Origin of the sequence: Thioalkalivibrio sp. ALE23 (assembly GCF_000378545.1) — a bacterium.
GTDB lineage: Bacteria > Pseudomonadota > Gammaproteobacteria > Ectothiorhodospirales > Ectothiorhodospiraceae > Thioalkalivibrio.
Genome location: NZ_KB900040.1, coordinates 1 through 20,364, shown reverse-complemented (window position 1 = coordinate 20,364; position 20,364 = coordinate 1). Strand labels below are relative to the sequence as shown.

The window sequence follows — 20,364 nt, the reverse complement described above, 5'->3', positions numbered from 1 at the left end:
GTGATGCTGACGGCCGGGCTCCCCGGCCTGGATCAGGTAATCTACCGTCGAGACAAGAATCGGAGTGCCAATGAGCGTCCGGCATTGGCTTGGCTGGCGATCCCGCTCGGACCAGCTTTCGAGCCAGGGAGGCATTTCAGGCGGTTCGATGGATCGCCCGAGGTCGATATCACCCCCCTCCGTTTCGTCATTATCTTCCGACCACTCGTGCGCTTTCTCATCAAAAACCTGACGCGAAAAGCTGTCGCCCACCAGACAGGCGACTTCGTCGTCGGGGATACGCAGTTGCTCGGAGAGCGCAGCGGACGTCTGCAATGTGAGGGACCGGAGGTTCAGGGCTACGGATAGACGGAATGGATCCCCCGGGGCTTGAAGGGATTCGGCAATGCGGACGTTAGCCCTGGTTTTCCCGCTGCCCGTCTCGGCGCAATTCATGACCAGGTGAGGTCCATGATCCGCATACCGTGAGAGGTGATCGCAAGCGATGTCCTGCCATTCGAAACGCCCCGGACCAGAGCGTTCCCGGACGGCTTCCCTGGAGGGGGCCGTCATGCCAGGCAGATTCAGGTTGGCAAAACGGTAAACCCACCGCTGGGCGTCACGGCTGACACCCAACAGGTGAAAATCGAGCGGTTGGTTGAAAACGCGGGAGCCACCGCCGTCATGGGTTGCGGTGTTCGCAAAAACGCCCTCGGGATCCGATGTACGGGGATAACGGACGCTCGACACTTCGTGGTCCGCACCGATAACGGCCGCCCGGGCGATGATGGCGACCCCCTTCCAGAGATCCGGGTCCTGGCCTTCGAATTCCGACAGCCGCTTACGAAACCGTTCGAGCTGACGTTCAACATAGGGGCCAAACCCGTCTTCTCGGTAGCACCGAAACGCATCCTCCGTCTGATCCGCGAACGAATCCCCATGCCGGACATGGCGGCTGGAATCCGGCTCACACAGGGTCCCATTGCATTTAGAGGGGCCGAGCAACCCATGATGCGTGAGTATCCCGAGATCCACAGCTTTGTCGGCGGAATCAATACCTTCATCGTCGTCCAGGATGCTCGGTGCCTTACGGATATGCCGACCCTCGGGCCAGACATCGGCCAGTCGGGTCAGAGACCCCGACTCCGCGCCCTGTTTCTGAGCCTTGCGCCACTCCTCCACAACGCGTGTCGATACCCATTCATGTCGTATCCGGTCACTCACCGACCCCGTTGAATTCTTCCCTTTTACCGAATTCTCCAGCTTCCCCTGGAACCGGAATGTGTTCTTGCCCACATCATGCCCCACGCCCGCCATCCCGGCGACCAGGGATGCCTTGCGGACCCAAGGGGGAACGAACGAGGCGGGAGCCCGTTTCTGATGGGACACCGCGACCGCACCATGCGGCCCAAATGCCCCGGAGCGACCCACCACCCATAAAAGGCTCCAGGTCCTTCGCTTGACCTGGTAACAGGCGACCGCCGTGTTTCGGGTGGCGGTTTTCCGCAGGGCCTTGCGGATTTCGCGTGCGCCTTCCGCACTGATCATCGTCATCCAGGTGTTGTTCCCGGAGCGCACCGCATATCGGTCCATGACGCGGCGTGTTCGCTGGATGGCGCGTTTTTCACATAAGGATACGACGGCAATCTGCACCAAATCTCTCCTGGCAATATTGCGAAATCCAGAATCCCCCTGTAGGGTTTACATCGTACTATTTTTGAAAGGCCTCTGTGAACTGAACGCAGAACCGAGTAGGTGGAGGTGGCATGGAGAGAAAGCCGAAAAACTTCGCTGAGGCGCAGTCCAGCGAGGAAATCGAGGAGTTCATTGACGAACATTTGGTTCACTTCGCTGGAAAAGTGATCAATTCCAACATCAGCCACGCAGTGGGTGTCCGCCTGAAGCAGGAGGACGGGATATCGGATCTGCCGCATGTGTGCGCGCGAACCCTGATGGCCGATCCGTCAGCGGGGCCACTTCGTCTCGATTGGATTGGCATACAGCAATGCGGCATCACCTTCAAACAGATACAAAAGATTGCGGGCGAGAAGGAAGATCCGAAAACAGAGATAACGTTCTCGAAGCCGGCGGCAGACGCCGTACGTTCTCGGTACCTCGAACTTAAAGACGGCAAGGGTGAAAGGAGAGTGGTCAACGGCGACGCGGTCAAAAGCCGCAATCGTCAGCTGCTCGTGCCGGTTCAGGGCATGGAGACGAGCTATGTAAGCGTGACGCCGCTGTATGCCATGGGTGTGTCCGCGGAGATCCAGAGGATCATGAATCAAAGGTTCGAGCAAGAAAAAGAAGAAGGGAGAAGCTCGGAAAAGTCGGCTCTCAGGGCCGTCGACATGGTCAAGGCTTTCAGTATCGGTGGGAGCAGGCCGCGCAATGTCAGCGGTCTTACGGACGAGCCGGGAATCCGACAGGCGCTGGTCTTTGAACAGACGGTCCCAAAAATGGATTCCAATCAGAAACGCCTGATACGGGCCTGCTTCAGCGGTTTTCGGTATCGCATACCGCGCGATCGGATGAAGGCTTACACCGGCTTCCTGTCCCGTACGTTCCCTCCGGGTGGCGACGATTCGGAAGAAGCGCCAAGAATCTGGACAAAACGACTGAAAGAAAAGGAAAAGGAAATCCTGATGCCTCTCATTGAGGCCATCGAGAGCCAGGCACAATCGTTAGCGCGAAAGCTGGAAGATCAATCGAATGAGCTGCCAGAGATCGACGAGGCGGCGCCAGGCTGGCCGTGGGTTTTTCCAGATCGCCGAAGTCGTGAATGGAAAAAACAAGAAGCTTCGAGCCTCGCGAAACAGATTCACAAGATGGACCGGGAAGACAAGGGCGGGACCGGCCAGGTCCGAGGTCAGGATGTTGCACGCATCGCGGATGCGCTGGAGGCCATGCTTTGATGTATCTCCCGATTTCTCACATGAGGGTGCAGGCAGCCAATGCTCTGGTCACCCCATCGATGATTTCCCCCTGCCCTATTATGGCTGCCGTCATGTTCGGGCACGCCCTCGGAGATACGATCGGCTGCGAAACGACCGGGGTTGCGATCATCCACCACGACGCCCAGCTGCGAGGAGAGCGGATGAACCCGCATAAGAGGAAAGAATTCCAGCCCCACCAGATGCGGAGTGCGACTTACATCAACGGCAAAGACTACGCTAATAAAAGTAATGGCCCGACCCTGTCATTGCAGCCGGTCGCTTTGGCGGATCTGGAGTGGTCCATCATTCTGGAGCTGAGTTGCGATGGGGAAGCCGGACTGAATGCGGGCCAGATCAAGAAACTCCGGAAAAGACTCCGAGGCGGGCGATTGGCAGGCGGTCAGATCGTGGGATACAGCGCAGCGGATGAAGCCTTCCCCGCCCTGTTGGGCAAGGAGGGAGCCATCGCGAAGAAAATCGGCGGCGGGCACGCCCTGATCGACCGTTCTGATCGACTTATTCACCCGGAACGCAGTCGCCTTGAGCAACTGATGAAGATCGGAACAGGCGACAGGGATGTTGTGGCAGAGGAATCGGGATTTTTCGTCCCGGCGCCGATGGGGTACGCCATGGTAACGGAGTTCGAGGAGAGAAAAGGGTCCCGAGAGGGGCTGCCTCATGCGTTCGGGGAAATCATGGTAGGCCTGGCGGAATACGCTGGGATCAGAACTCTGGGTGAGCGTGGTTTCGAAGCGCAATCCCTGTTGTGGCGGCATCACTGGGATGTGGACAATGCCGCCTTCATCCTCTCTCAAGAAAGTTATTAAACCAGAACGGAGGCTGTTATGAAGCTGGAGCCAATGAAGAAGTTGCCGGCGGTCCTGAGTTTTCAAAGAGCGACGGTGATCAGTCATGGGGAATTTTTTAATATTCTGGAAGACGGTGCTGAGACGCCATTGACCGTAATCCGGCACGGAATCCGTGGGACGCAGAATGTTAATAAAAAGGAAGAGCACGGCGTCTCGAACATGCAGATTACGGAGTCTGCGATGACAGACCGGAATGCCATCGGGTTCGGTATCCGGTTCGCCCTTCGGTATCTGCCGATCGACGAGGCGCTTCACGCGTGCGCTCCGGGGAAGAAAGACGACGAAGAAAACCTCCGGAACATGCGCAATCATGTGAGAGCGTTCACCAAAGCCGTAAAGGGCAGCAAAGGGCTGAAGGAAGTTTCTGAACGTGTAGCAACGAATATCTTGAATGGTCGGTGGTTGTGGAGGAATCGATCTCTTGCGTCAGATTTGACGATTATCGTCAAAATGACGAATGAAAATGGCGAAAATGTCGGGGAAGTGACGTCAAAGCCTGCCGGGGAAACGAAGCTTTCGTATAACAACTTCGAAAATCGCCCGGGTGAAGTAAAAGAGGTTGGTGAAAAGATCGCGGAAAGCCTGTCGGGCGAAGGGAGTTATAATTTCGAAGTGACCGCGCGCGTGGACCTTGGATTTAAGGGGTCTCTTGAAGTCCACCCGTCTCAGAACTACGTCGAAGGAAAGCCAAGCGGAAAAAAGGGCGGATTTGCAAGGCCGCTTTTCAAGATCGGCCACCCCGAAAAGCCCAATATGGATGAAAGCAGTACGAATCTGAATGACGTGCGAACGATGGGCGTTGCCGCGATCCGTGATCAGAAGATCGGCAATGCACTGCGTACGATCGACACATGGTATCCGGGATTTGAAAAGAATAAAAAGCCAATTCCTGTTGAGCCACAGGGTGCGAACCTGGAGCAGATGACGTGCTTTCGCAAACAAAGGAATTCCAGTGCATTCGATATCGCGAAGGACATGGGCAACTTGGATCCGGACAGTAAGAATGGAATGTTCCTGATCGCGGCCCTGATGCGTGGTGGTGTCTACGGTTCCGAATCGGAGGACTGAGAATGAAACCGAGCGTCAAGCGGACCCTCAAGGTCGATGGCGGGGCTGGGGTGAGTCGGTGGGATGTCGCAACCGTGATCACGAAGATGGTTCACCATGCCAACCGATCCGGTGATGAACCCGTGGCGATCGCGCTCCCCGAGCTTGCCCGGTCGTTCCTTGAGAACGGCCGGGAGAGGGCCGGGCACCCGCTGTCACTGATTGAACTGCATGCGGAGAATCCGGACTTCCTGGAAGAATTTGCCGCAAGGGTCACCGAAAATCCGAAGGTCGGTGAATTCGTGGAAGTTCGCTCCTCAAGGAGAAGAGATGCCTACGACATGGAGTCACTGAAGGAAGAACGGTCACCGGAATCCTTCGTGGCTTATACGCGTCTCAGGATCCCGAACAGGAAAGTGAGTAGCGGGGAATCGGCTGAAAAGCGCGAGAATCATTTCCGACGTCGGGCTAAGCGAATTCAGGAAGCCAATGAGCTCCCATCGATTCCCATGTCGTCCAGTCAGGAACGTGGGGTCATCTACCCCATCCCGATCAAGCCTCGGTGGATCGAGGATATTCAGGGGGTGCCGGTTTCCGGGGTCATCAACAGCTATGGCCTGTCCGGAGGGGAAAACCGCCTGTATCTGCCGCTTCCGTGATGGAGAAGGATCGACGTCCCAACTCGATCCTGGTGAGTCAGCGCGCCAACGTGATGTACCTGGAGCGTTGCCGTGTGATGCAAAAAGACGAAACGGTCGTCTATTACGCGGAAGAAGGAAGCGGAGACGAAGACCGTTTTTTCAACATCCCGGACCGGAACACCCTGTTCGTGCTTTTGGGGCCGGGAACCTCCATCACCAACGCCGCGATGCGCAAGCTGGCGGAATCCAGCGTGGTTGTGGGGTTCTGCGGAACGGGCGGAACCCCACTCCACGGCATCACCGACAGCACCTTCATACTCCCGCAGGACGAGTATCGACCAACGGAGTACATGCAGAGCTGGATGGTCTTGTGGCAGGACGAGCAAACCCGCTTGGAAGCAGGCCGACAGCTTCTTACGAAGCGCGCGGAATGGTGTGAACGCACATACCGCGAACTATCCAGGGAAGGGGTTTCGATTACGCCCGGGGATCGCCTGCTCGACACATTCGAAGATGCCGTCGAAGATGCGTGTTCGACGACCGATCTATTGTCGGCTGAGGCGGAGTGGGCAAAGCAGATTTATGCCCACCTCGCGAAATGCTACGAGGTGGATGGTTTTCGCAGGGTTGCCGGAAACGAAGGGAGAGGAAAGAACGATGCGGTCGAAACCATCAACGGGCTCCTCGATCACGGGAACTATCTCGCATACGGGTATGCCTCGGTTGTTCTGCATACCCTCGGCATCCCGTTCTCGATGCCGATTCTTCACGGCAAGACGCGGCGTGGCGGCTTGGTATTCGACGTCGCGGATCTGATCAAGGATTCCGTCGTGATGCCTCATGCGTTCCGTATAGGGCGCAAGGGATACCAATCCGGATGTCATAAAAGTCTCCGGGATGCGGTGGTTCACCAAGCCCACGAAGATCGGTTTGTCGGTCGAATGTTCGACTTCGTCAAAGAAGTCGCGGCAATACCGGGGAAGTAAGGGGGCCTCTGTCAGAAAAAGAACTTTCGTGTTACACGTCTGCCCCAGACGTCCTTGGGACGTCTGGGGCAGACGTGTAGCAGACTCGAACGAGCCAATGCACTGCATTACGGCTTCTTCCGAATCGCCCGGCGGGCAGTGTACAGAGCAATACCGGCGCCGCAGGCCATCAAGACCGCAACCGTCAACAGGACAAGATACCCGCCCATACCACGCTCTCCGGAAAGATTGACTTATTCGGCCGTCTCCTGTTGATGTATTCAAGAAGGGAGGGGCAGGACGGGGCCATCGCCCCGCCCTGCCCGATCCGGATCAGGCGGCGGCCTGCATCGGTGCCGAGGTGGATTCGGGAGCCATCGACCGCAGGGATTGCCCCAGCAGCTGACCGACGGCCTCGAACGCACAGTGGATCACCGATTGGCCGAGGATTTCGTGCGCCCGGGTCTCGCTCAGTCCGTCCACGAGGTATTCCGGGATCGTTTTCCCTCGTGCGTGTTCGGTCGGCGTGAGCAGACGGGTCAGGCTTTCGTCCGCAGGATGCTGGATCCGAATTTCAGTACTGCGTACTTTCGAATAGCCCCTGCCGATTGTGCCGTATCCATCGAGCGACCCGTCCTGCACCTGCGTCCGAAAGCCCTTGCCGGCGGCCTTGTCCCGCTTCTCCTTGTCATCGAGATACGTGTACGCCTTCCACCGGGGGTCATCCGGCGCGATCGGATCGAGGATGTCCGCCACCTGCGGTTCCCGCTGACGGATCGGGCGCAGTTCCCCGAAATCGAGCGGCACGTTGCCGTTGGTGGCAACCATGCAGAACCGCTTGCGCTTTTCGAGCGACCCCATTTCCCAGCCATCCAGCACCGTCTCATGGAGTTCGTAATCGAGGCTGGAGAGCACGGACCGGATGACCGTCATGCTGACGGTGCTCCCGTATTCGGGGACGTTCTCCAGCACGACCAAAGACGGCTTCAGCGTCTGGATGGCCGTGAGGAACGCCACGAACAGGGCCCCGGCGGTTTCGTGCTCCTCGGCCGCCTTCAGGTTGTTCTTGGAGCGTCCGGATTTCGAGGCCCCGGTGCAGGGAAGGCCCGCGACCAGCATGTCGACCTCCGGCAGCTTCGACCATTCGATGTCCTGCATCGGGCCCTCGATGGCGATGCTGTCCTGGGACCAGATCGGGTTGTTCATCAGGGATGCATCGAGATACTGCCCATCGAACTCGTTGGCGAACGCCAGATGGGTCGGTACCCCTGCACGTTCCAGCCCCTGATGCAGCGCGTGATCCAGTACGCCACCGCCATGGGCCAGCGAACCCATGCGGATCGGAAGCCCCTTCTCGATCCGCTCACCCAGCGTGCGAAGACGATGCCGGGTGGCTGCTTCGTGGTGATGCAGAGTGACGTCGATGCGCCCTTCCCGGACCACCACACGGACCCGTTCAGAGTCGCCCAGAACACGCGAGATATCGTCGTTGGCGATGTCGATGACCGGCAGCTCCCGCTCTCCGCGCTTGCGACGGGAGACCTTCCGGTCACCCTCGTCGGTAAACGAAAGACGAATGCCTTTCGAACCGCCTTCGATTTCGGTGAGGCTGTACTTCAGCCTCGGGGTGATTCCCAGACGCGCCAGCCGCTGACCTTCCAGCCAGAGACGCTTGCGACCGCGGTGTTCCCCGATCTTGCTGTAAATCACAGTGCTCTTCGGCATTGGAGTGCTCCTTCCCGGCTTCGGGCCGGTTTCCGTTGGTTCGATTTCAATTTTACCGGCCGCCAGAGGTCTGTCGATTTTTCCGCAGCGTCCACCAGTCAGACATCGAGATCCTCCGGGGTCACCCAGATCCGCCGCGGCCGACCTTCGTCGAGGACATCCACCTGCGCCGATGGAAGACCGGTGTTGCGATCCTTCCGGACCGGCCCATAGAACCGAATCCGTTGACCGTTTCGCAGGCGAAATTCCGCGCCGCGACGCATGCGCTGGATCTCCTCGTTCACGCAGGACTGCAGCGCCGGGTAGGCCCGAAAAGCATTGAGCACCTCTTCGATAGCCTTCTGCCGTTCGCGCTGATTGATGGCTTTGCGCCGGGCGTGCTGCTCGAGTACCACGGAGGGCGCCTCCAGTCCCACGAACCGGTCACTCAGGGACCGCATGGCGGCGGCCATACCGAACGGCTCCTGGCAGTTTCGCGCCAGCGAAATCCGGTCTCCGCTTCGGTGAACGGTCCAGGTGGTATCGCAACGCTCATCCCGCATCGGCTGTTCGCAAACCACCCGATCGGAGGATGACCAGACGAGGTTCGATTCGCAGCCTGGCGCCTGAAGGTCGGGGAAAGCCGGCAGCAGTGAGAAACAGGCCTCGGGTCCCAGCAGAACACGGGAACACAGGGAACGAACATCCACCGTCGCGTCGACCATCCGCTGCTCCTCCTTCGCGCCAGACGCCCCTTCGACGTAGACCATGGCTCGAATCGGGAACGGCATCGGATCCATGCCGGCGGCGGCCAGCGTCAGGTCCGCCTGCTTTTCCATCTCCGCAATGAAGGCCCCCAGATGCGCCGGCAGCTTTCCGATCAGCCGCTCGAACGCTTCTTCGGAAGTTGAGGTGGCGCCACCGGGAATGGTGTGGACCTGGCGGCCCACGGCCACTTCCGCAACCCATCCGTTTTGATCCGGATCGAACCGGATGCGCCCTTCCGAGGGGATCTCGGCCTTCGTCATTTGGTCAACCCGCCACCGATACTGCTCGGCCTTCATCCCGAGCGGTGCGCGCAGGGCCGGCTGCAGAATCTCATCGAGCTCACAGCCGACGGGATCCAGTGATTCCAGGTCCGCCGGAACTCGGGCGAGCAGTCCGGGGGCGTCCGGCGCTCCGGGGGCCCCGCGGACGATCGCCACCCGCCCGGGCAGCGAGGTAACGCCGCTGACGAATTCAGCGCGGGAGGTCATCTCTTCAGTGAGGGCCACGCTTTCCCAGAACGTCCAGCCCCGAGGGGTGGATCCGGGGTGGGCCAGTCCGATTGCAATCGATTCGCGAAACATCATTTTCATGCTCCTTACGGCTTTGGGCCGCTTCCTGTTCAGTTTGTCGAGAACCGCGGATGTGCGATTCCAGGGTCCGTTCTACCGAAGCGAATGCCGATGCGCAATTTTTGATTCTGATGATCGTCCGTGGCAAATTGGCGGTGATTCGATCCCCCTGCCGAGGGTAAGCGGCGTCAGGCAAGCAGCCTGGAGGGCTCCGAAACGCGAGTCCACTGCATCCACCCTTCGGTGGATCATCCCGCCGTCGCATCACGCGATGGCCGAACCGGTCCATGCCCATGGACCGAACACCCATCGGGGTACGCCAACGCCCCCGATGGGGCGTGCGTGCCTCTTCATTAACGAAGGAGAGCACCATGAGCAAAAGACAAAGCATCATCTCGGTCCATTCTGTCCCGGGCGAACTGATGAATTCGGTTGACCGGGAGATACTGGAACGTATCGGCTTTCGGGGCCAGGAGGATGTTGACGGCTGGAAACTCTATGCCGAGATATCTCCTCTCGGAGAAATCGACCTTGATGTCGAACGTCTGCAGTCACTTCTTAGTTCGATCAGGAAAGAGTACCCGAAAAACGGGTTCTACCCTTCATGGGTTGAAGACCTTGAAGAGGTTCTGGAGAACACCGAGGCTTCCATGGAGGCCGTCGGCGAGAAATACGCCCTGATCTCGGTTCCCGAGTGGGAATCGATCTTCATGGGCATCCTTCAGAAACCCGAAAACTCGGGGGAGCAACGGATCGATTCGATTGCTTTCAAGTTCTCTTCGTGGACGGAAGAAAGCCATCTGCACGATTCGGTCGATTTCGAGGGCGTAACCTGGACAGAGCGAGTTTGGCTGTACGATGCAGACTTCTATGTCGTTCGGATTACACCGAACGGGGTCCAGAAGATTTCGTCCGGAGACATCGTCGCGTTCATGGAGCGCGGAGGAGAAATCGACCCCAGCGGCAAGCTGACGTCGATGCCGGAGCAGGAGAAAACGGAGCGCAAGCCCCAGATTCTCAATGCGCCGAAACCGGGCGATCGCACCTACGAGGCGATCGTAACCCGTGACACGACCGAGTCCGCGGTCGTGCGTGTCTTCGCGGAAGACGAGCAAGAAGCCGCCACGATTATGACCGATCGGGGTCATGCCTCGAAGGCGGTTTTCGAAGTCGACGAAGGAAACCCCGTGGATGAATACTACCTCGGGGATCCGGATGCGATCGAAGACGTCTCGGGGTTTGTGCCCTTCTGACTCGATCGCCCACCATCACCCATCGGGGGTACGTACACGCCCCGATGGGGCCGTGCGTGCCCCTTCGCTAAAAAGAAGGAGGCAACATGACCACGATCCACATGATCACCACGGCTGAGCGCAGCATTCCGATGCGACTCCTGAACCCGGTCGTGGATCGGACGATCCTGGAAAGGATCGGATGGCGGATCAAGACAGAGCGGGATCAGGTCTGGCTGTACCGCGAAGGTCACGAGATGACCGACGTGGTGCTCGACATGACCGATGCTAAAGGGCTTCTGGAGGCGCTCTGGGAGTTCTATCCGCATGATGAAGGCTTCTACCCCGTGTGGGTCGAGGAGCTGGAAATCAAGCTGGATGAGGCAATCCGCTTCATGCGGGAAAACGACCGCAAGCTTGCCAGCGTCTTTTTCCCGTCATCCGAGGAAATCTTCCAGACGGCCATGAGCAAGGTGCAGAACTGCGGCGAAGACCGCCTGGATGAACTGCCGCTGAAGACCGTCAAGATCACCTACAGTTGGGGTTTCCCGGTGCTGGAACAGTGCCGGTGCTCGATGACTGTGGTGACTCGGAACGGTTCGCGCGGCATCGAAGACACCGACGTCCTGCATTTCATGGCCGGCGGAGGTGTCATGAGTACTGTGGCTCCGCAGGAGACGCGGAGCGCCGAAGCGCCGGCGAATTAGCCTCACCGCTTCGATCATCTTCACCCATCGGGGGTACGTACACGCCCCGATGGGGCGGTGCGTGCCCCTTTTCACTGCAAAAGAGGAGTACCCACCATGGACTACGAGCTTGAAGTGACGGCCATGGGCCAGGACGAGATCGGTATGCCCAGCCAGGTCACCGTCGACATCGACGAGAACCTGGCAAAGCGTATTCAGGATATCTCGAAATTGGTCCAGTCCTTGGACCTGAACGAAGCCAACTTCTTCGAGTTCTCTCCGGACTGGCATACCTCGGATGACATCGAGATGCCTCTCTGCGTCATCCGAGGAAATCTGGTCTGCTTTCGGGCTTGCCTGAAAGGTTCCGACCAGTTCTTCGAATCCGAGGATCTGTCCATTCCCGATGTCCTTCGGGATCTCGGGGTGAAGCCCGCGGCGGATGCTTCGTCCTGAGTCGCTATCGCACCAACGCGGGGTAGGCGCTCGTCCGTCAATGGACGGGCCCTGCCTCTTGTTCAATAAGGAGAAATCCTATGTATGAAACCATTAAGGCGATGGAAGTCATTTCGCCGGATCTGTTGGAACCCTCCATCGAGCAGGATTTCCTGAAAAAGATGGGGTGGAAAATCGCTTCTTCGCGTTCGAGATTAAGACTGTGGCGGGAGAAGTGTGGTTACAGCCCGGAAGATTGGGCGCCTCGGATGTGGTACATGGATTCGAAACAAGCCAACCAAATCAGGCAACGGATCCAGTCCGCCTGGCCCGAGGCCGGATCACGGCCCGAGTGGGTTGAAAAGCTGGAACAGGAACTGGCGTCCCAGATCATTGACGTCGAAGCGGGTAGACTACCCTTGGTCACCGTGATGATCGGTGACGACTGGAAAGAAATCATTCAGTCTGCGCTGGCGCGAGCCAAGCATAAGAACCCGTACGCCCACCATCAGATAACATTCCAGTATGTCATGATGGAGCACGGTCCTGAAGAGTCGGTCACTCCGCCGTACATGGCATTTGGAACCATCGTGGTCGAGCCCGATGGATTTCGCCATATCGGCTCAACGGAGAGCCGTCAATTCATGGAGCTCGGCGGAGATATCGATATTCGGGGTTGTGTGAATAATATCCCGGATGTCGAAAAACTCCCACCGCAAGAACCCAGGGGCGCACCCTGTGGCCGCGATCCCCGTCAATTCACGGCGGTGGTATCACGAGTGGTTCGGGAATCCGCTACCGTCTATGTAAATGCATCGGACGCGCAGGAAGCGGAACGGATCATGACCGACCCCGAGTTCACTTCTCAGCTGACATTTGTGCCGGATATCGAAGCGGATTCCGAGGTGCAATATTATGTCAGGCGGGACGGTGACCACGACGGGATCACTGAGGAAACGGTTCCGTTCTGATCTGACGACGGCGAACGATCGAAGTCACACCCGGTACGCGAGGCGTACCGGGTTCTTTCTGGAGATTTCCGATGCAACGAGCACGAATGATCCTGCTTCCCTTCGGCGCGCTGGCGGAGATTGCTCTGCTGGTCGTCGCATGGATTCTGGTGTTGGTCCGCCAGGAGAACCGAGCCCTCGGGCTCGCCGAATGGATCGATCAGAAGTTCCCCTCACTCCCCCTGGTGTGTCTGCATTGGATGCCCGGGGCTCTATTGAACGGAGGTAATACCCCATGGTTACCAATCTGGAAGAAAGGGCCCGTTCCTTCGCGGCCTTGGCCCATATCGAAGTCGGGCAACTCCGGAAGTACACGGATGAGCCATACATCGTTCATCCGGCCGCGGTCGCCGGTATCGTGCGGGGTGTCCCGCACACGCCGCAAATGCTGGCGGCCGCATGGCTGCACGACACGGTGGAAGACACCCGTGTCGAGCTCTCGGACATTCGGGCCGAATTCGGCAGCGAGGTCGAGGAGCTCGTGTACTGGCTGACGGATGTGAGCCGGCCCGAAGACGGGAACCGGGAAACCCGTAAAGCCATCGATCGGGCTCACCTCGCCCGGGCGCCGGCTGCGGCGCAGACCGTCAAGCTGGCGGATCTGATCGATAATAGCCGCTCCATCCTGGAGCATGATCCGGATTTTGCCCGGGTTTACATCCGGGAGAAGGATCGTCTTCTGGACGTGCTGTGTGCCGGTGATAGCCATCTTCACACAAAAGCCCGCAACCAGGTTTGCCAGGCCCGCAACCACCTCGAGACGAGGGATACGGCCTAATTGAAGTCAACCAACACCCCGGAGAACGCGAAAGCGTCTCCGGGGTTTTTTTATGCGCGCCGTCCGCCAGAAGAAATTGCGAAGAAAGAAGAAATCCGGAGGATGGAAAGTCCATCCATTTCGGAGAGAAACGCAATGAACCGAAAGAAGTCCATGATGACGGCCGCAATGCTGGCGGCCATGATGACCACCGGGGGCGCTCAGGCTCAGTGGGGATCCTCGGGCTGGGAGCTGAACTGTGAGATCGACCGGTTCACCGACGAAGGTACCTGCTCGATCGACCAGACCCAGCGTAGCGCCTACGCGTTCATCACACCCGACACCGACAATGAATCACTGACCATCGCCGTCGGTGATACCGAAACGCTGTTCCACCCCTCCATGCTGATGCGGGTGGAGGATGGCGAGGTATGGGATCTTGCTGAGGAAAGCGAGACCGTACAGGCGACTCGGGGATCCGTGCTGGTCACCCTGAACCGGGAAACGGCCATGGAGGTGATCGAGGAGATGCAGCAGGGGCCGGAAACGCTTTTCCGCCTGGAAGAGCACACGGGCGATACCATCGACTTCAAGATGGATGCAACGGAGCTTGACGACGTCTGGCGTCAGTTCCGGGAGAATACCGGGTTCTGACCCTCGCCAAGCTTCACCTCGAAAAGGCGGCCTTCGGCCGCCTGAACAACACGAATTGAAGGAGAATGATGGAATCGGATCATGATCCTGTCCAGATGGCCTTGGCGTATCTCAAGGATGGCGATCCGGAAAACGCGCTGAATGTGCTGGATGAAGCCACCGAGTCAGTCCGTAGTCGTCTCGACTGGTACCTGGCGCGGATCGAAGTCCTTTATGGATTGGGGCGCCATGCAGAGGCCAAAGCCGAACGACGGGCTCTGAAACAGGGGCGAACGGCTGTGGCTGCGAGCGCCTGGCTGGATAAGGCGAGGCATTTCCGGGAAAGAGGACATTGGGCGTTAGCGCGAGCGGCCGGTGGTCGGGGGCTTTGGTTGATGCCCGACCATGCCGAAGGCCTCATGGGGATTTGTAGTGACGCGCTAAGGGAGCAACGTTTCCAGTGGGCCCTACCCTTCGCTCGCTCTTTGCTGGATCGATCCGATGGATCCGCCAAGGCGATGGCCGTCGCCGGATCGGTGTTCATCGGTGTGAATGATCGAAGAAGGGCTTGGGAAGCATTCGAAAAAGCGGTCGCGAAAGACGCCAACGATTTGCGTCTGCACGCGAGAAGGGTTGGTGCCTCGATGGAGATCGCGGAATGGCGAAGCGCATCGCAATCACAGGCGGTGTTGCGCAGCGCCTACAACCGGGGTGAGTTCTCGAGGGCTCAGGAAAACCCGTTTCGATCGCTGGCCTGGTACATAAACGACCTCTGGAATCGACGGATCGCGGAGGTGAGCTGGAAACAGGTCGCAGGCGACATCCATCCCCAGAGCCAGCCTGTCCTCCCGTCTTCGCAGGAGGATCGTCCACTTCGAGTGGGATACCTCTCCAGTAATTGGTTCGATCACCCAACCCTGACACTGGCGATCGGGGTGTTGGAACAACACGATCCGGACGCAGTAGAAGGCATCATCTATTGCCACTCCCCAGAGGATGATTCCGAACTTCGTGAACGGTTGAAAACGGCCGTGCCGAACAACTTTGTGGATCTGAGGTCATTGAACGACGCTGAAGCCGCTGAACGCATTCGGGATGACCATCTGGACGTACTGGTCCACTGCGCAGGATTTACTGAAAACAACCGCGTCCGGATTCTCGCTTATCGGCCCGCGCCGGTACAGGTGAATTGGCTTTCCTTTCCGGGGTCCATGGGAAGCGAAGCCTACGACTACATCATCGGGGATCCGGTTGTGACCCCTCAAGGATCGGAATCTGATTTCAGCGAGGCGGTGTGTCGCCTGCCCGAGAACTATCAGGCGAACGATCATCGCCGACCGGTGGCCGCCCGTACACCGACCCGCAAGGAAGAACGACTGCCGGAGCAAGGGGTCGTATTCTGCTGTTTCAACCAAGCTTACAAGATCGAGCCGGTGCGGTGGGCAACCTTTATGGCGATCCTTCGCGATGTGCCCGACAGCGTGCTCTGGCTGCTGGAATTGAATCCAGAAGCGCGGGAGAACCTGCGAAACCATGCGCAGTCGGCCGGGGTGAACCCGGACCGTCTAATGTTTGCGCCCAGGCGACCGGGCCCGCTCCATCTGGCCCGTTTGGCGAATGCGGATATCGCCCTGGATTCACGGATCTACAACGGCCATACCACGACGGCCGATGCGCTGTGGATGGGGGTGCCGGTACTGACAACCCGAGGCGGTCATTTTGCGTCACGGGTTTCGGGGAGCCTGCTACGTGCTTGCCACCTCCCGGAGCTGGTGTTGGCCGATGAGGAGGCGCTGCATGCGCGAGCGGTGGCGCTGGCGAAGGATCCGAAAGCACTAAAGGAGCTGCGCGAACGGGTAAAGAATCATCGCTTCCAGGCCCCGCTCTTTGACACGGTACGCTACACCCGACACTTGGAGAGCGCCTTTCGGGAAATGGTGAGGCGTGCGGCCAACGGTGAGCCGCCAAGGACTCTGGAGGTGACCCCGCTGCCGGCGAGAACGGTTCCTTTCGCCGAGGCTGCACCGCGCGCAGACGTCGACGTCGAGACCTCACCGGAACCTGTACCAACAAGCGAATACGACCCGAACCAGCAGTGGGCACACGCGGGTTGCCCCGTCTGTAATCATCCTGGGCAAGAGTACCTGGGAACGGTGGCTTGGACTGAAACAGTCACCACCAACGACGGCCAGCCCCTAGAGAACGGTGTGTGGTGCCGATGTACTGGATGCGGCCATACGTACACGCCACACTACTGGGCGCCGGGTCATCCCTGGGCGGGTGCGGCATTGCCTGTGCAGCCGGGCCCGGAGCAGTCGGAACGATGGATCAGGATGTTGCGTGGTGGTGAGCCCAGGGGGCGGCGCGAGATGCGCAGCCAGCAACGTCCGGGTATCTGGCTGGAGGTGCGTCCTCAAGGCCTGGAAATGGCCCTTGCAGCGGCCGAGGCCGATTATACCGTGGCGGTCATGGAAGCCCCGGAACATCTGGTAGAAAATCCGGCGGGGCTGAAAGTCACCGCGCAGCGATTTCTGCATACACGGATCGACGCCGATCTATCCGTGCTTTCCCTGCCGGGCGTACTGGCCTGCACGCCGTTTCCGGAACTCTATCTGCACCGGGCCGCCGGCCTTCTGCCGCCGGGAGCGAAGCTGTTGCTGACGGTGCCCATGGTCGAACCAGGTTCAAGTGTTCCGACGGCACCGCAGTCCCCGGCCCTGCTCCATCGGTTAACGGAGAAGACGCTGCATCGTGTGCTCAAGGAAGCGGGATTGATATGGCAGGAAAGTGGACGCGTTCCGGATGTTCCGGGGCTGCATTGGGTGATTGCGAAACGTTAGCGAAGCCCACGGTTTCCAGCCTGATGACCTGGATAGAAAAGCTAAAAACTCGTAATTCGAAAGAAGCCTGATCTGCCACCGCCAGTAGCGGGCGCGCTCTCAAGAGGGGATGCCCCACTCATCCAGGGGCGGATCCAGTTTCTCGAACTCTTCTTCCCCGATACGCTCCTTCAGATAGGACTCGACATCCTGACGGCGGGGGATACCGTTCAGCGCGGTGTCGTCCTCCGCCGGAGACGCCGCCTTCTCCGGCTTGCGGATGCAGGCCGCCTTGCGGAAGGCCTCGGCATACTGACCGGCGCTGATCGAGAAGGCCTTCTTGGCGCGCTTGCCGTTCGGCTCACGGTAGCGCACCTCGAAAACCGGGCGAAGCACTTCCCGGCTCTGACGTTTCAGGAAGCGTTTGTACAGGCTGAGATGAATGCTGATCGGCCCGGGCGCGGAAGTGCGCTCCGAACGCGAACGCTTCGCGGCCGACAAAGGCGCCGGGCGCTGCCCCCGCTCGGGATCAATCCCAAGCGACCGGTAGGCTTCATCTCGTACCTTGATGGCGTTTTTCAAGGCCTTTTCCTGGCCGCCGGATTGTTCGTCGGAGATCCAGCGGGAAAACACGGTCTTCCCTTTGCGGGCAATCCAGACCTGGTACCCGGGATCACTGTCGTCTCGGCGATAGATGTGACGATAACTCATACCGTACCTCCGGTCGTCGATCGACGATGATTCGGAAGGTCCGAAGCATGGCTCGAGGTCACCACGACCGGCCGGGCCTGATGAATCGATCCTCCGTGTTTTTGCGTGTAATAGTTCATGGCACGATCCAAGCTACCGGAAAAACTCGAAGACGCAATTTCTTTCCGGGAGGCGCTGGCATCCAGGATGCGAGTTGTTCCATTCTCGAAAAAGCACAACAGGAAAGGTAGCTTTCCGCTGCTGGATCGTCTTGCTTTAGCATCGAACGAGACCGAAATTGGCAAAGGGAATTGCAGATGCTGAATAGCACTGGCGGAGGGAATATGGCGCGAAAAATGGGAGGGGCGCTCGAAGCATGGCGCCCCGTACGATTTCGAGCGATCCGGGAAAGCCGAAAAGCACTGGCGAGGGTACGTGAGGAAAGCGACCCGGAAGAAGTCATCCGGCGAATACACGAGGTGCCCGACTCGATTTTTCCGGATTTTGTAATCGAGGTCCTCCTGGGCTATGGATTCTCGGTCCACCGACTTCCCAGGTTTGACGCCATCCGGAAACCGCACGCCGAAGTGGAAATGATGGGCTCGAGGTTTCTGATCCAGATCGAGGAGAATGTCCCGGATCGCATGCGGGGGCGACACCAGGCCGTCACGATCAATGCACTGGCCGAAAACTGCGAGCAGGCCGGGAAGCGAGGGATCTATGTTGCCCAGGACCCAACGCTTTGTCCCAATCTCATCCGGCAGGCAGGAGAAGACAAGGACGGATCATCAATCGCAGGAATCCACAAACCCGAGGTCGCCGATCTGATCCTGGGCCGGTGCGTGAACGATCCAGCGACCGGGAGGACCTTGATCGATCGAAAGGGAGGGGGCCGATAAGGCAGCCCATCACCCCCACCACCACTATTCGCCATGGTTGCAGGCCGGCGCGGATTTCGGACTGTGGAATAGCCGGAGAGAACAAGGCCGCGCCGTGGTGGGGATGGAAGTTGAGGAAGGCGAATCGCGCTAAAGGATCGATTGCCCCCGCACGACTCGTGTCCTCATCGTCGGCGCAGCGACCTTAGCTTGAAGTTAGTTGCTGCCGGAGCTGCTTCAGCTCATCCCGCCGGGATTCAGAAATCGGTTGGTTTTCAGAATCAGAAGCCGGTTCTGTTGAGGCGCCAGGTTCGTCAGGAGAGGTTTTGCGGGTGAGCGAGCGGGATCTCTTCAGACGTTCCGCGACCGTCTTCAGATCCGGCTCACCGGGATGGGCTTGAGCTTCGAGATAAGCACGATCGAACCCGAGAATTCGGCCGTTATGGCCCTTCGACTCACCGGCACCCCCTTTCTTTTGCGTGGGAGTGCGATAGTTGCGATTTTCGAACCGAACGGTGTCCGTTTTCCGGTCAAGAAAAATGCGGTAATCGGGAATGATGTCGGCATCGACCGCTTTCTGTAGCTCGTAACGAAGACGACGAATCTCATATCCAGCGCCGATCTTGATCGACAGCGTATCGAGTCCGACGAACCATTCCTTCTGGCTGCCGCAGTGCTTTCGAGCGATCTCATACAGGCGGCGATCGATGGGGCGACGCAGTCGGAAGTAGTTCTCGTTGATCGTCAGAACATCGAACTGCTCCACCGAACGGCAGAGCCAGGGTGGCAACTGGACTTCGATCATCATTTCACGACCTCGCCCCACTACATCTCCTTCCACGGTGGTGCCGTCCACCAAAAGACCGAAGTTGTTGGTTGTGCGCTTACCTCCGGTTTCCTGGTTGGTTAGGATGCGGGTGCCCATAAGCCGATTGAGGCCGGCTCTCAGTTTTTTGTAATTGTGGCCGCCTGTGGCCCGATTACAGAAGCGCAGGAAATCCGACGCTGAAAAGCGGATGTACGAAGAAGCTTCAGGGTCGTTCCGTTCGAGCGCCCTCACCAAGTGGGAGATCGCGAACAACCAGATGTCCTTGTCGTTGATGGTGGCAAGCCCGTGGATCGACGGCTCGACCGTTATCTCGACGCCATTGTTTTCATAGTGGCGGACATTCTGGTCACCGACCCGCAGAGCAAAATACGGATGCGGCATAGAGGGCATATCGCTCTTGGGCACAACGCAGGGTAGGTCTTCGAGCACGAAAAGATCACCGTTGGGGTGACGATCAGGGTCAAGCAGGTCGGCCATCCGTATTGCCTCGCGTCTGTCCTAGACTGGAGTAAATCTGAGCGGTATCCAATTTAATAGCGACCGGACGGACATGCAAACCCGGAATTATACCTCGTAAGATCAGTGACTTATCTTCGGCATTCTGGAACGCTGCGGCCATGTAGGCTTCGGCATTTGGGAACGGTCAGGCCCGGATCTTCGGCATTTGGGAACACCTGATGGTTGGTTATCGGCATCCAGCAACGCCGGATTCGAGGGGTCAGGGGTCGTCACGGCCGTACATCGGCTTCGGCATTTGGGAACGGTCAGGCCCGAAGCTTCGGCATTTGGGAACACGCCAGGGTATGAGGGCTTCGGCATTTAGGAACGCTTCGGGGGGTGCGAGGACTTCGGCATTTGGGAACACCCGGGGCATGGGGCTTCGGCATTTGGGAACACCCGGGGCATGGGGCTTCGGCATT

The 20,364-nt window shown here is 58.7% G+C and carries 17 protein-coding genes and 1 pseudogene; 13 read left to right on the top strand and 5 right to left on the bottom strand.

The window, feature by feature from the left end; all coding sequences use genetic code 11:
- Positions 1-1,632 (bottom strand): annotated as a pseudogene (locus F573_RS0112765) (hypothetical protein); the annotation flags it as partial.
- A gap of 113 nt (positions 1,633-1,745) precedes the next feature.
- On the opposite strand from F573_RS0112765, the gene F573_RS15095 reads away from it, so the two are divergent.
- Genes F573_RS15095 through cas1f form a run of 5 tightly spaced genes read left to right on the top strand, consistent with a single transcriptional unit; the run spans position 1,746 to position 6,455 of the window.
- On the top strand, positions 1,746-2,891 hold the full coding sequence (locus F573_RS15095) for a type I-F CRISPR-associated protein Csy1 (RefSeq protein WP_019022908.1): 1,146 nt from the start codon (positions 1,746-1,748) through the stop codon (positions 2,889-2,891).
- A 20-nt stretch (positions 2,892-2,911) separates the two neighbouring features.
- Positions 2,912-3,739 (top strand): type I-F CRISPR-associated protein Csy2, encoded by an 828-nt coding sequence (locus tag F573_RS0112755; RefSeq protein ID WP_196801799.1) that lies wholly within the window; start codon positions 2,912-2,914, stop codon positions 3,737-3,739.
- 18 nt (positions 3,740-3,757) lie between these two features.
- Positions 3,758-4,849 carry a type I-F CRISPR-associated protein Csy3 gene (gene csy3 / locus F573_RS0112750; RefSeq protein WP_019022906.1) on the top strand — a complete coding sequence of 364 codons (1,092 nt, stop codon included), beginning with the start codon at positions 3,758-3,760 and terminating at the stop codon, positions 4,847-4,849.
- Between the two features lie 2 nt (positions 4,850-4,851).
- Positions 4,852-5,487: a hypothetical protein gene (locus tag F573_RS14330; protein ID WP_019022905.1), complete on the top strand. Its 636-nt coding sequence runs from the start codon at positions 4,852-4,854 to the stop codon at positions 5,485-5,487.
- Complete coding sequence (gene cas1f, locus F573_RS0112740; protein WP_019022904.1) at positions 5,487-6,455, top strand: type I-F CRISPR-associated endonuclease Cas1f; 969 nt, start codon at positions 5,487-5,489, stop codon at positions 6,453-6,455. Before F573_RS14330 ends, cas1f begins: the two co-directional genes overlap by 1 nt.
- A gap of 312 nt (positions 6,456-6,767) precedes the next feature.
- Here the strand turns inward: cas1f and F573_RS0112730 are convergent, their stop codons facing one another.
- Positions 6,768-8,159, bottom strand: coding sequence for a DNA cytosine methyltransferase (locus tag F573_RS0112730; protein ID WP_019022902.1), 1,392 nt, complete (start codon positions 8,157-8,159; stop codon positions 6,768-6,770).
- Between the two features lie 98 nt (positions 8,160-8,257).
- Positions 8,258-9,490 carry a hypothetical protein gene (locus tag F573_RS0112725; RefSeq protein WP_019022901.1) on the bottom strand — a complete coding sequence of 411 codons (1,233 nt, stop codon included), beginning with the start codon at positions 9,488-9,490 and terminating at the stop codon, positions 8,258-8,260.
- 356 nt (positions 9,491-9,846) lie between these two features.
- Between F573_RS0112725 and F573_RS0112720 the strand changes: the two genes are divergently transcribed.
- The 7 genes from F573_RS0112720 to F573_RS14950 all read left to right on the top strand — a co-directional run bounded on the left by F573_RS0112720 (position 9,847) and on the right by F573_RS14950 (position 17,068).
- Positions 9,847-10,728 carry a hypothetical protein gene (locus F573_RS0112720; RefSeq protein ID WP_019022900.1) on the top strand — a complete coding sequence of 294 codons (882 nt, stop codon included), beginning with the start codon at positions 9,847-9,849 and terminating at the stop codon, positions 10,726-10,728.
- A gap of 86 nt (positions 10,729-10,814) precedes the next feature.
- Entirely contained in the window at positions 10,815-11,414 is a 600-nt protein-coding gene (locus F573_RS0112715) for a hypothetical protein (protein ID WP_019022899.1), read from the top strand.
- Positions 11,415-11,510: 96 nt separating this feature from the next.
- Positions 11,511-11,849, top strand: coding sequence for a hypothetical protein (locus F573_RS0112710; protein WP_019022898.1), 339 nt, complete (start codon positions 11,511-11,513; stop codon positions 11,847-11,849).
- Between the two features lie 80 nt (positions 11,850-11,929).
- Complete coding sequence (locus tag F573_RS0112705) at positions 11,930-12,799, top strand: hypothetical protein (RefSeq protein ID WP_019022897.1); 870 nt, start codon at positions 11,930-11,932, stop codon at positions 12,797-12,799.
- 274 nt (positions 12,800-13,073) lie between these two features.
- Entirely contained in the window at positions 13,074-13,616 is a 543-nt protein-coding gene (locus F573_RS0112700) for an HD domain-containing protein (protein WP_019022896.1), read from the top strand.
- Positions 13,617-14,249 carry a hypothetical protein gene (locus tag F573_RS0112690; RefSeq protein WP_155986661.1) on the top strand — a complete coding sequence of 211 codons (633 nt, stop codon included), beginning with the start codon at positions 13,617-13,619 and terminating at the stop codon, positions 14,247-14,249.
- A gap of 65 nt (positions 14,250-14,314) precedes the next feature.
- Positions 14,315-17,068 carry a hypothetical protein gene (locus tag F573_RS14950; RefSeq protein WP_081619228.1) on the top strand — a complete coding sequence of 918 codons (2,754 nt, stop codon included), beginning with the start codon at positions 14,315-14,317 and terminating at the stop codon, positions 17,066-17,068.
- A gap of 99 nt (positions 17,069-17,167) precedes the next feature.
- On the opposite strand, the gene F573_RS0112680 is transcribed toward F573_RS14950, so the two are convergent.
- Positions 17,168-17,758, bottom strand: coding sequence for a hypothetical protein (locus tag F573_RS0112680; RefSeq protein ID WP_019022891.1), 591 nt, complete (start codon positions 17,756-17,758; stop codon positions 17,168-17,170).
- A gap of 296 nt (positions 17,759-18,054) precedes the next feature.
- On the opposite strand from F573_RS0112680, the gene F573_RS0112675 reads away from it, so the two are divergent.
- Positions 18,055-18,636 carry a hypothetical protein gene (locus tag F573_RS0112675; RefSeq protein ID WP_155986660.1) on the top strand — a complete coding sequence of 194 codons (582 nt, stop codon included), beginning with the start codon at positions 18,055-18,057 and terminating at the stop codon, positions 18,634-18,636.
- Positions 18,637-18,820: 184 nt separating this feature from the next.
- Here F573_RS0112675 and F573_RS14325 read toward each other — a convergent pair whose 3' ends face one another.
- Complete coding sequence (locus F573_RS14325; RefSeq protein ID WP_019022889.1) at positions 18,821-19,921, bottom strand: replication initiator protein A; 1,101 nt, start codon at positions 19,919-19,921, stop codon at positions 18,821-18,823.
- Positions 19,922-20,364 lie beyond the last annotated feature (443 nt).

Bases quoted from the DNA above. Each gene is read 5' to 3' on its own strand.
- F573_RS14325 (WP_019022889.1), bottom strand. From the start codon at position 19,921: ATGGCCGACCTGCTTGACCCTGATCGTCACCCCAACGGTGATCTTTTC.
- F573_RS0112755 (WP_196801799.1), top strand. From the start codon at position 2,912: ATGAGGGTGCAGGCAGCCAATGCTCTGGTCACCCCATCGATGATTTCC.
- F573_RS0112725 (WP_019022901.1), bottom strand. From the start codon at position 9,490: ATGATGTTTCGCGAATCGATTGCAATCGGACTGGCCCACCCCGGATCC.
- F573_RS0112675 (WP_155986660.1), top strand. From the start codon at position 18,055: ATGCTGAATAGCACTGGCGGAGGGAATATGGCGCGAAAAATGGGAGGG.
- F573_RS0112720 (WP_019022900.1), top strand. From the start codon at position 9,847: ATGAGCAAAAGACAAAGCATCATCTCGGTCCATTCTGTCCCGGGCGAA.
- F573_RS14950 (WP_081619228.1), top strand. From the start codon at position 14,315: ATGATGGAATCGGATCATGATCCTGTCCAGATGGCCTTGGCGTATCTC.
- csy3 (WP_019022906.1), top strand. From the start codon at position 3,758: ATGAAGCTGGAGCCAATGAAGAAGTTGCCGGCGGTCCTGAGTTTTCAA.
- F573_RS0112710 (WP_019022898.1), top strand. From the start codon at position 11,511: ATGGACTACGAGCTTGAAGTGACGGCCATGGGCCAGGACGAGATCGGT.
- F573_RS14330 (WP_019022905.1), top strand. From the start codon at position 4,852: ATGAAACCGAGCGTCAAGCGGACCCTCAAGGTCGATGGCGGGGCTGGG.
- F573_RS0112680 (WP_019022891.1), bottom strand. From the start codon at position 17,758: ATGAGTTATCGTCACATCTATCGCCGAGACGACAGTGATCCCGGGTAC.
- F573_RS0112705 (WP_019022897.1), top strand. From the start codon at position 11,930: ATGTATGAAACCATTAAGGCGATGGAAGTCATTTCGCCGGATCTGTTG.
- F573_RS0112715 (WP_019022899.1), top strand. From the start codon at position 10,815: ATGACCACGATCCACATGATCACCACGGCTGAGCGCAGCATTCCGATG.
- cas1f (WP_019022904.1), top strand. From the start codon at position 5,487: ATGGAGAAGGATCGACGTCCCAACTCGATCCTGGTGAGTCAGCGCGCC.
- F573_RS0112730 (WP_019022902.1), bottom strand. From the start codon at position 8,159: ATGCCGAAGAGCACTGTGATTTACAGCAAGATCGGGGAACACCGCGGT.
- F573_RS15095 (WP_019022908.1), top strand. From the start codon at position 1,746: ATGGAGAGAAAGCCGAAAAACTTCGCTGAGGCGCAGTCCAGCGAGGAA.
- F573_RS0112700 (WP_019022896.1), top strand. From the start codon at position 13,074: ATGGTTACCAATCTGGAAGAAAGGGCCCGTTCCTTCGCGGCCTTGGCC.